The following is a 9,148-nucleotide window of genomic DNA, read 5'->3' as shown; positions in this document are numbered from 1 at the left end:
TTCCCTGCATCGGCGATGGGCGCCAGTCGGGGACGTCGGGGTCGCCCTCGATCCTCAACGCCTCGCCCGAGGCGGCGGCCATGGGTGGGCTTGCGTTGATCCGGACTGGCGACCGGGTTCGCATCGATCTCGCCAAGGGCAGCGCCAACGTGCTGATCTCCGACGAGGACCTCGCCGAGCGCCGTCGCGCGCTGACCGAGGCGGGTGGCTATGCCTATCCGCGTTCGCAGACGCCTTGGCAGGAAATCCAGCGCGCCACCGTTGGCCAGATGGAGACGGGTGCGATCCTCGAAGGTGCCGAGAAGTATCAGCGGATCGCGCAGACGATGGGCCTACCGCGCGATAATCATTGAGGCGGACTTGCGCGCCGCTCGATCAGGGCGGTGCGCAGGCATTGGCAGACGATCTCGTCGCGCTGGTTGATGAGGCGGTGCGTGAAGGTGACGATGCCCGCGTTGGGGCGGGACTTGCTCGGCTTCAGCTCGGTCACTTCGGTCTCGCAGCGCATCGTGTCGCCGATGAAGACAGGCTTCGGATGCACGAGCTTGTCGTATCCGAGATTGGCGACGAGCGTGCCGAGCGTCGTCTCGCCGACCGACAGCCCGACCATCAGCGCGAAGGTGAAGGTGCCGTTGACGAGGATTTGGCCGAACTCGCTTGCCTTGGCCGCCTCGATATCGAGGTGGAGCGGTTGCGGGTTGTGCGTCATCGTCGAGAACAGGAGGTTGTCCGTCTCGGTCACGGTGCGGCGGATCTCGTGCTCGATCCGGTCGCCGATGCTCCAGTCGTCGAAATAGCGGCCGGCCATCAGGAATCCTTCTCGATGCGGACGAGCATGGTGCCCTCGGTCACCTGCCCGCCCTCGATTGCGTTGAGGTCCGCGACGATGCCGTCGAACGGGGCGGTCAGCGAATGCTCCATCTTCATCGCCTCGAGCGTGACGAGCTTCTGGCCCTTGGTGACGGTATCACCGGCCGAAACGTCGACCGCGATGATGCGGCCCGGCATCGGCGACAGGATCGCACCGTCCGCTGCTCCGCCCGCAGCGACACCCGACGCACGCCAAGGCTTGAGCTGCCAGGTCTGGCCGGCTTCGGAGATCAGGACGTCTTCGAATGCCGACGTCGTTCCGGCCTGCCCGTCGAGTTCGACCTCGACTGGCTCGCTGTCCAGCAGGAACGTCGCGGTACGGCGCGGCGCGGCGTTGAGACGGAAGCCGGCGATCGGATCGGCGGATACGAGCGCGCCTGCGGCGTCGGCCAACGCCTCTTCGGTCGGGTGGGTCGGCGGCATGAGCGCGTCGCCTTCGCGGGCGATCAGACCGGTGTCGAGTGTGCCCGCCACGAAGTCGGGATGGTCGAGCGCCTCGACGAGGAACCCGGCGTTGGAGCGTACCGGCCAGACGACCGCGCCGTCGAGCGCGTACGCCAAGGCTTCGCGCGCGGTCTCGCGGTCTTCGCCCCAGGCGATGACCTTGGCAATCATCGGGTCGTAGAAAGGCGAGATTTCAGCGCCCTGCTCTACCCCGGTATCGACGCGCGCGGTGGTGCCGAGATCGAAGCGTTCGAGCGTTCCGATCGACGGCAGGAACCCCTTGGCGGGATCTTCGGCATAGAGCCGCGCTTCCATCGCCCAACCATCAATGGCCAGTTCGTCCTGACGCTTGGGCAGCGGCTCACCGGACGCGACGCGGAGTTGCCATTCGACGAGGTCCTGGCCGGTGATCTCTTCGGTGACCGGGTGCTCGACCTGGAGCCGCGTGTTCATTTCCATGAACCAGATGCGGTCGGCGCGGAGGCCTTCGCTGGCGTCGGCGATGAACTCGATCGTGCCGGCGCCGACGTACTCGACCGCCTTGGCCGCCTTGACCGCGGCGGCGCAGATCGCTTCGCGAGTGGCGGCGTCCATGCCGGGTGCGGGGGCTTCCTCGATCACCTTCTGGTGACGGCGCTGGAGCGAGCAGTCGCGTTCGAACAAATGGACGACGTTGCCGTGACTGTCGCCGAAGACCTGCACCTCGATATGGCGCGGCGAGAGGATGTATTTCTCGATCAGGACGTCGGTGTTGCCGAACGACGAGGCCGCCTCGCGTTGGCATGACACGAGCGCGTCGGCGAACTCTGCGGCCGTATCGACACGGCGCATGCCCTTGCCGCCGCCGCCGGCGACCGCCTTGATGAGGACGGGGTAGCCGATCGCGTCGGCCTCTGCCTGCAATCGGTCGGGGGACTGGTCTTCGCCGAGATAGCCGGGCGTGACGGGTACGCCAGCGGCGATCATGCGCTGTTTCGCGGCGTCCTTCAGGCCCATCGCGCGGATGCTGTCGGGGTTGGGGCCGACCCAGATCAGTCCGGCGTCGAGCACGGCTTGGGCGAAGTCGGCATTCTCGGACAGGAAGCCGTAACCGGGGTGGATCGCCTCGGCACCGGTCTGCTCCGCGGCGGCGATGATGCGGTCGCCGACCAGGTAGCTTTCGCGCGCTGGGGAGGCGCCGATGTGGACGGCTTCGTCGGCCTGGCGAACGTGGAGCGCGTTCGCGTCGGCGTCCGAATACACCGCGATCGTGCGGATGCCGAGCGCCCTTGCGGTGCGGATGATGCGGCAGGCGATCTCGCCGCGATTGGCGATCAGGAGCGATTCGATCATTAGTTCTGCCGAGTGAAGTATAGGAAGTGTAGACGCCCGCGCGATGTGCACTTCGTGTTGGAAAGGGTGTCGCGGGCTTGGATATCGACGGACGGGATCGGCTGTTTCAGCATGGCGATCCCGGCATAGGCCGATGCGGGCGGTGTAGGACAGAGCATCTCAGTTCGCGCAGCCGGTGGTGCGCTTCGACCAGGTGAGGTTGGCGATCTTCCAGCGACCGGCTTCGCGGACCATGTCGAAATGGTCGGTGCCGCAGTGCGCGACCTTGCCGTCGATCGTGAAGACGTAGGGCGACCAGACCATCGCGATGTCGCCGTCGATGTCGACCGCGGGATCGGTGAGGCGTTCGGCGTAGCGTTCGGGACCGGGCTTCAGCGCGGCGGCGAAGTCGGTCCAGCTCGTGCGGCGGATGCTGCGCGTGCCGTCGGGTTTTTCCTCGGCGACGGTGGCGCCGCCGTCGGATCGGACCTGGGCGAGGATCGCCTGCCCGTCGCGCGCGGCGAGCGCGGCGAAGAGCGCGTCGATCGGGACCATGACGCCGGCCTCTTCGGTCATGGCCGCGGGCGGCAGGCCGGTGCCCTTGAGGATCGGCTGGACCGGGGTGACCTGACCGGCGGCGAGGAGAAGTGGCAGCAGGATCATCGGGTTACATCCTGAACACGCCGAACGCGGGGCGTTCGGGGATGGTAGCGTTGAGCGTCGCAGCGAAGGCGAGGCCAAGCACGTCGCGGGTCTGGGCGAGATCGATGATGCCGTCGTCCCAGAGGCGCGCGGTGGCGTACCAGGGGTTGCCCTCGTCCTCGTATTTCTGGCGGACCGGCGCCTTGAAGGCTTCGGCCTGTTCGGGGGTCCAGCTGTCCGCGTCGCGGTGGACGGTGGCGAGGACCGAGGCGGCCTGTTCGCCGCCCATCACGCTGATCCGGCTGTTGGGCCAGGTGAACAGGAAGCGCGGCGAATAGGCGCGGCCGCACATCCCGTAATTGCCCGCGCCGAAGCTGCCGCCGATCAATACCGTGATCTTTGGGACGGTCGCGGTGGCGACGGCGGTGACGAGCTTGGCGCCGTGCTTGGCAATGCCTTCCGCCTCGTACTTGCCGCCGACCATGAAGCCGGAGATGTTCTGGAGGAACAGCAGCGGGATGCGGCGCTGGCACGCGAGTTCGATGAAATGCGCGCCTTTCTGTGCGCTCTCGCTGAACAGCACGCCGTTGTTGGCGAGGATCGCGACCGGGATGCCCCAGATATGCGCGAACCCGCAGACGAGCGAGGTGCCGTAGAGCGCCTTGAACTCGTGGAACTCGCTGCCGTCGACGAGGCGCGCGATGACTTCGTGGACGTCGTAGGGTGCGCGGACGTCGCTCGGGACGATGCCGTACAGTTCTTCGGGGGCGAACTTGGGCGGCCTGGGCTGCTGGAGGTTCACCGCGGTCTGCGCCTGCGGTTGCAGCGTCGAGACGATGTCGCGGACGATCGTCAGCGCGTGCTCGTCGTTCTCGGCGACGTGATCGACCACGCCCGAGCGGCGTCCGTGCGTGTCGGCACCGCCCAGCTCCTCGGCCGAGATGACCTCCCCGGTCGCGGCCTTCACCAGCGGCGGCCCGGCTAGGAAGATCGTTCCCTGCCCGCGAACGATGATCGTCTCGTCGGACATCGCGGGAACGTACGCGCCGCCCGCGGTACAGCTGCCCATGACGCAGGCGATCTGCGGGATGCCGAGCGCGGACATCTGCGCCTGATTGAAGAAGATCCGGCCGAAATGATCGCGGTCGGGGAAGACTTCCGCCTGATGCGGCAGGTTGGCGCCGCCGCTGTCGACGAGGTAGATGCAGGGCAGGCGGTTTTCCTGCGCGATCTCCTGCGCGCGGAGGTGTTTCTTGACGGTGAGCGGGTAGTAGGTGCCGCCCTTCACCGTCACGTCGTTGCAGACGATCATGCACTGGCGGCCCGAGACGCGGCCGATGCCGATGATCAGGCCGGCGCCGGGGACTTCGTCGTCGTAGAGGCCGTTGGCGACGAGCTGGCCGATTTCGAGAAAGGGGGAGCCTGGGTCGAGGAGGCGTTCGACGCGGTCGCGGGGGAGGAGCTTGCCGCGCGACGTGTGGCGCTCGCGGGACTTGGCGTTGCCGCCTAGCGCTGTGCGGGCGGCGTCCTCGCGGAGGGTTTCGGCGAGGGCGCGGTTGTGGGTCGCATTCGCGCGGAAGGTTTCGCTGTCGGGGGACAGCGCGGAGGTCAGGACGGGCGCGGTCACTTGATTCCCCTCCCGCTTGCGGGAGGGGTTAGGGGAGGGAATGCGGCGATGAAGGACACTCGCGGCCTGCCCTCCCCCGACCCCTCCCGCAAGCGGGAGGGGAGCAGTAAGCCCCTCACTGTGCCACCTTGGGGGCGGCGCCTATCAACTCTCTGCCAATCAACATCCGCCGAATCTCGTTCGTTCCCGCGCCAATGTCGAGCAGCTTCGCATCGCGCATGAAGCGTTCGACCGGCCAGTCCTTGGTATACCCTGCCCCACCCAGCGCCTGGATCGATTCGAGCGACACCTTCACCGCGCTCTCGCTCGCCAGCAGGATCGCACCCGCCGCGTCGAACCGCGTGGTCTTGCCCGCATCGCACGACTTCGCGACCGCATAGACGTACGCGCGCGCCGAACTCAACGCGACGTACATGTCGGCGACCTTCGCCTGGATCAGCTGGAACTGGCCGATCGCCGTCCCGAACTGCTTCCGCTCGCGCACGTACGGGATCACGACGTCGAGGCACGCCTGCATTATGCCGAGCTGGATCCCGGCCAGCACCGCGCGCTCATAGTCGAGGCCCGACATCAGCACGCCGACGCCGCCATTCTCCGGACCCATCACGTTTTCGAACGGCACTTCGCAATCGGTGAAGACGAGTTCGGCGGTCGGCGAGCCACGCATACCCATCTTGTCGATCTTCTGGCCGATCGCGAAGCCCGGCATGCCCTTCTCGATCAGGAACGCGGTGATCCCGCGCGAACCCTCGCCGGTCTTCGCGTAGACGACCAGCGTGTCGGCATAGGCCGCGTTGGTGATCCAGAACTTCGTGCCGTTGAGGACGTAGCCGGTGTCGGTCTTCACAGCCTTGAGCTTCATCGAGACGACATCGGAACCCGCGCCCGCCTCGGACATGGCGAGGCTGCCGACGTGCTCGCCCGACACGAGCTTGGGGAGATACTTCGCCTTCTGCTCGGGATTGCCCCAGCGGCGGATCTGGTTGACGCACAGGTTCGAATGCGCGCCGTAGCTGAGCCCGATCGACGCGGACGCGCGCGAGACTTCCTCGACCGCGACGACGTGTTCGAGATAGCCGAGGCCGAGGCCGCCAAACTCTTCCTCGACGGTGATGCCATGCAATCCGAGTTCGCCCATCGCCGGCCACAGCTCGCGCGGGAACCAGTCGTCGGCGTCGATCTTCGCGGCCAAGGGCGCGATCTTGTCGGTGGCGAAGCGGTGCGTGCTCTCGCGGATCATGTCCGCGGATTCGCCGAGCGCGAAATCGAAATCGGGTATCATGCAGCCTCTCCAGACCTTGTGTTGCGACGATGATACTCGGTCGCGGCCCTCTAGAGAAATTGATACGACCGAACACATGCGATAGATCGTGTCTATGGTCGTCCCGCTATGATCGAACGCTATGTTTTGCGCTATTTCCTGGCGGTCGTCGACCAGGGCAATTTCACGCGCGCCGCCGCACAGTGCCGGATTTCGCAGCCGACGCTGTCGGTCGGGATCGCCAAGCTCGAGGCGTCGTTGGGCCAGACGCTGTTCCTGCGGACCAACCGGCGGATCGAACTCACGCCCTCGGGCACGCGGTTCGCGGTGCATGCGCGTCGGATCGAAGCCGAGTTCGCCGCCGCCGAACGGGATTTACAGGACACGGCTCCGACCAAGCTCGTCCGCCTCGGGATCGCGACGACGTTGCCACCGTCCTGGATAGCGGCCGCGCTAAGCCGGGCGCGACGCGCCTCCACCACCGAACGCCTTGAAGTCGTCGAGGGACGGAGCAGCGAACTCGTCGCACTGCTCGATCGCGGGCGGATCGACGTGATGCTCGGCGCGATCGGGGACGATGCACGCGGTCGGGTGCTGTTCGAGGAAGGATTCGCGGTCGCGGTGGCGAGCGACCACCGACTGGCCGGACGCGCCACGCTCGCGGTCGCCGACGTCGCGGAGGAAACGATGATCGTCCGCCGCCACTGCGAAGCGCTGGCCGAAACGAGCCGCTTCTTCACCGCGCGCGGCGTGCGGCCCTTCATGGCCGCCCGCACCGTCAGCGACGACCGCGCGCTGACCTATGTCCGTGCGGGACTGGGTATGACGGTCATGCCGCTCAGTTTCGCGAGCGAGGGCATCGCGATGATTCGGTTGACGGGCTTCGACCAGACGCGGCGCGTGGGCGTGCTGGTGGCGAACGATTGCGCCTCGCGCATCGAAGGAAGCGTCATGGTCGCGGCGATCGAGGAGACGTTCAGGGACCTGCACGCGGCGGAAGCGGGAGCCGGTGCCGACAATCTTATCTGACGCTATGTAAAAAGCTGTCCCGGCGGACCGGTCATCAACGGAAATGGTGGAGCCGAGGGGGATCGAACCCCTGACCTTTCGCATGCCATGCGAACGCTCTCCCAGCTGAGCTACGGCCCCATTCCCGTTGGGAGGCGGGTCACTAACCGGACCCGCCCTGGTTGGCAAGCGGCGTAAATGCCGCCTGCCAAATTTATTCCGATTAACGCTCGTGCTCGTCCTGCGGCGTCTCGACGCCGAGGTCGTCGTCGCCGCCGAGATCGACTTCGTCGTCCGCCGATGGCTCTTCGTCCTCGCCGGTGATCGAGGCGATGTCCTCTTCCTCGTCACCCTCGAGATCCGCGTCGGGCTTCTTGGTGTCGGGCTTGGCGACCTCGAACGGCAGCGGCTGCTTCGACTTCAGGATGGGCTCGGGCTCCCACGCATACCCGCATTCGATGCAGGTCACGGGGTCGGCTTTTTCGAGGTCGTAGAAACGCGTCGCGCATTTCGGGCACGAACGCTTCGTGCCCCATTCCGGCTTGATCATGCCGATAGAACCTTTCGGATGAATGGATTGCGGGGGGATACCCTCGCAAAGTGGGCGCGCCTTGCCATAGCGCAAGGCCACTGTCAAAAGCCCGGCCCCATGGCACACCCTCTCCCCACTTCGATGCACGTCGTCGCACGCGGTCCACTGACCGGTTCGATCGCGGTCCCCGGCGACAAGTCGATTAGCCACCGCGCGTTGATGTTCGCGAGCTTAGCTGTCGGCACCAGTCGGATCGAAGGGTTGCTGGAGGGCGAGGATGTGCTCGCCACGGCGGCGGCGATGCGCGCGATGGGCGCGACGATCGAGCGTGGTGAGGACGGGATCTGGACGGTCGACGGGGTTGGCGTGGGCGGGTTGCTCCAGCCCGAGACTGCGCTGGAGATGGGCAATTCTGGCACGTCGACGCGGTTGCTGATGGGCCTCGTGTCGAGCCATCCGATCACCTGCACCTTTACCGGCGACGCGTCGCTGTCGGGTAGGCCGATGGGGCGCGTGATCGAGCCGCTTTCGCAGATGGGGGCGGACATTACGTCTTCGCCGGGTGGGCGACTGCCGTTGATGGTGCGCGGGATGTGTCCCGCGGTGCCGATCGAATACACGCTGCCGGTCGCGTCGGCGCAGGTGAAGTCGGCGATTTTGCTGGCGGGGCTCAACACGCCGGGGATCACGCGCGTGATCGAGCCGGTCGCGACGCGCGATCATAGCGAACGAATGCTGACCGGGTTCGGCGCGAAGTTGACCGTCGAGGAAACGAACCGGGGCCGCGTTATCTCGATCACCGGCGAAGCGGAGTTGCGGCCGCAGGATATCGTGGTGCCGGGCGATCCGTCGTCGTCGGCATTCTGGCTGGTCGCGGCGTCGATCGTGCCGGGGTCGGATATCGTGGTGCGCAACGTCGGGCTGAACCCGACGCGGATCGGGATCGTCACGGCTTTGCGGATGATGGGTGCAGATATTACCGAGCTCGATCCGCGCATCGTCGGCGGCGAGCCGGTCGCCGACCTGCGCGTCCGTCATGCGCCGCTGACTGCGATCGAGGTGCCGGCCGATCTCGCGCCGAGCATGATCGACGAATATCCGGTGCTGTTCGTGGCGGCGGCTTTCGCGACCGGGACGACCGTCGCGCGCGGCGCGCACGAGCTGCGGGTGAAGGAATCGGACCGGATCACGACGATGCGGATCGCGCTCGAAGCCTGCGGGGTTGTTTGCGAGGAGTATGAGGATGGCATGGCGATCACCGGGTCGGGCGGCGCGGCGATTCAAGGTGGCGCTCAGGTGGCCTCGAAACTCGACCATCGCATCGCAATGAGCATGGTGGTGGCTGGACTTGGGAGCCGCGAGCCCGTCACGATCGATGATGTATCGCCGGTGGCGACGAGCTATCCCGTGTTCTTCCGGTCGCTCGACGCGCTTACCGGCCGGGGGAATTAAG

9 protein-coding genes and 1 tRNA gene are annotated in these 9,148 nt (G+C 66.5%); 3 read left to right on the top strand and 7 right to left on the bottom strand.

The window, feature by feature from the left end; genetic code table 11:
* Positions 1-353 (top strand): dihydroxy-acid dehydratase domain-containing protein (locus BM244_RS18485; RefSeq protein WP_175518290.1); only part of this gene is annotated, 353 nt, incomplete at its 5' end.
* On the opposite strand, the gene BM244_RS18480 is transcribed toward BM244_RS18485, so the two are convergent.
* The 5 genes from BM244_RS18480 to BM244_RS18460 all read right to left on the bottom strand — a co-directional run bounded on the left by BM244_RS18480 (position 347) and on the right by BM244_RS18460 (position 6,176).
* Positions 347-808 (bottom strand): MaoC family dehydratase, encoded by a 462-nt coding sequence (locus BM244_RS18480; protein WP_093400360.1) that lies wholly within the window; start codon positions 806-808, stop codon positions 347-349. The two genes, BM244_RS18485 and BM244_RS18480, sit on opposite strands and share 7 nt — an antisense overlap.
* Positions 808-2,646 (bottom strand): acetyl/propionyl/methylcrotonyl-CoA carboxylase subunit alpha, encoded by a 1,839-nt coding sequence (locus BM244_RS18475; protein WP_093400359.1) that lies wholly within the window; start codon positions 2,644-2,646, stop codon positions 808-810. Before BM244_RS18475 ends, BM244_RS18480 begins: the two co-directional genes overlap by 1 nt.
* A 159-nt stretch (positions 2,647-2,805) precedes the next feature.
* On the bottom strand, positions 2,806-3,288 hold the full coding sequence (locus tag BM244_RS18470; protein WP_093400358.1) for a nuclear transport factor 2 family protein: 483 nt from the start codon (positions 3,286-3,288) through the stop codon (positions 2,806-2,808).
* A 4-nt stretch (positions 3,289-3,292) separates the two neighbouring features.
* Positions 3,293-4,894 carry a carboxyl transferase domain-containing protein gene (locus tag BM244_RS18465; RefSeq protein ID WP_093400357.1) on the bottom strand — a complete coding sequence of 534 codons (1,602 nt, stop codon included), beginning with the start codon at positions 4,892-4,894 and terminating at the stop codon, positions 3,293-3,295.
* Between the two features lie 115 nt (positions 4,895-5,009).
* Entirely contained in the window at positions 5,010-6,176 is a 1,167-nt protein-coding gene (locus BM244_RS18460) for an isovaleryl-CoA dehydrogenase (RefSeq protein ID WP_093400356.1), read from the bottom strand.
* A gap of 108 nt (positions 6,177-6,284) precedes the next feature.
* Between BM244_RS18460 and BM244_RS18455 the strand changes: the two genes are divergently transcribed.
* Positions 6,285-7,184, top strand: coding sequence for a LysR family transcriptional regulator (locus BM244_RS18455; RefSeq protein ID WP_093400355.1), 900 nt, complete (start codon positions 6,285-6,287; stop codon positions 7,182-7,184).
* A 44-nt stretch (positions 7,185-7,228) separates the two neighbouring features.
* Here the strand turns inward: BM244_RS18455 and BM244_RS18450 are convergent.
* Positions 7,229-7,304 (bottom strand) — tRNA-Ala (locus BM244_RS18450).
* Positions 7,305-7,386: 82 nt separating this feature from the next.
* Positions 7,387-7,713: a TIGR02300 family protein gene (locus BM244_RS18445; RefSeq protein ID WP_031395784.1), complete on the bottom strand. Its 327-nt coding sequence runs from the start codon at positions 7,711-7,713 to the stop codon at positions 7,387-7,389.
* A 99-nt stretch (positions 7,714-7,812) separates the two neighbouring features.
* Between BM244_RS18445 and aroA the strand changes: the two genes are divergently transcribed.
* On the top strand, positions 7,813-9,147 hold the full coding sequence (aroA, locus tag BM244_RS18440; RefSeq protein ID WP_093400354.1) for a 3-phosphoshikimate 1-carboxyvinyltransferase: 1,335 nt from the start codon (positions 7,813-7,815) through the stop codon (positions 9,145-9,147).
* The last annotated feature ends 1 nt before the right edge of the window (position 9,148 follow it).

This window comes from Sphingomonas sp. OK281 (genome assembly GCF_900115295.1).
Classification (GTDB): Bacteria; Pseudomonadota; Alphaproteobacteria; order Sphingomonadales; family Sphingomonadaceae; genus Sphingomonas.
The sequence above is the reverse complement of the archived record's forward strand: the minus strand, read 5'-3'. Positions and strand labels throughout refer to the sequence as shown.